This window comes from Alicyclobacillus sp. CIJ1 (genome assembly GCF_057538885.1).
Genome location: NZ_BAAJPH010000016.1, coordinates 1 through 315 on the forward strand (window position 1 = coordinate 1; position 315 = coordinate 315).

1 protein-coding gene is annotated in these 315 nt (G+C 64.4%); it reads left to right on the forward strand.

Annotation, left to right across the window (positions count from 1 at the left end; all coding sequences use genetic code 11):
• Positions 1-315, forward strand: a 315-nt coding sequence (locus tag AC27E8_RS00140) for a tyrosine-type recombinase/integrase (protein WP_487099048.1), incomplete at both ends; no start/stop codon positions are given.

The window sequence follows — 315 nt, forward strand, 5'->3', positions numbered from 1 at the left end:
AGACGGTCATCGGGTACCAGAGCGACTTGAGGGGATTCGCGGCCTTCTACGCCAAGCGCCACAACCTGCCCTGGGTGGTGGAGGAGACCACCGTCGAGGACCTGCGGGCGTATCTCGAAGCGCAGTCCGCGCAAGCGCCGACGCTCAACCGGCGGTTGTACGCGCTCCGGTCGTTCTTCAAGTACCTGGTGCGCCAGGGGATCCTCCCTTCGAACCCAGCGGAGATGCTTGAAGCCAAGCGCGTCGTGCAGAAAGAGCGGTACGCGCTTCCGGCGGACGAGCTCGCGCGGTTTATCCATCACATTCCGCATCCGC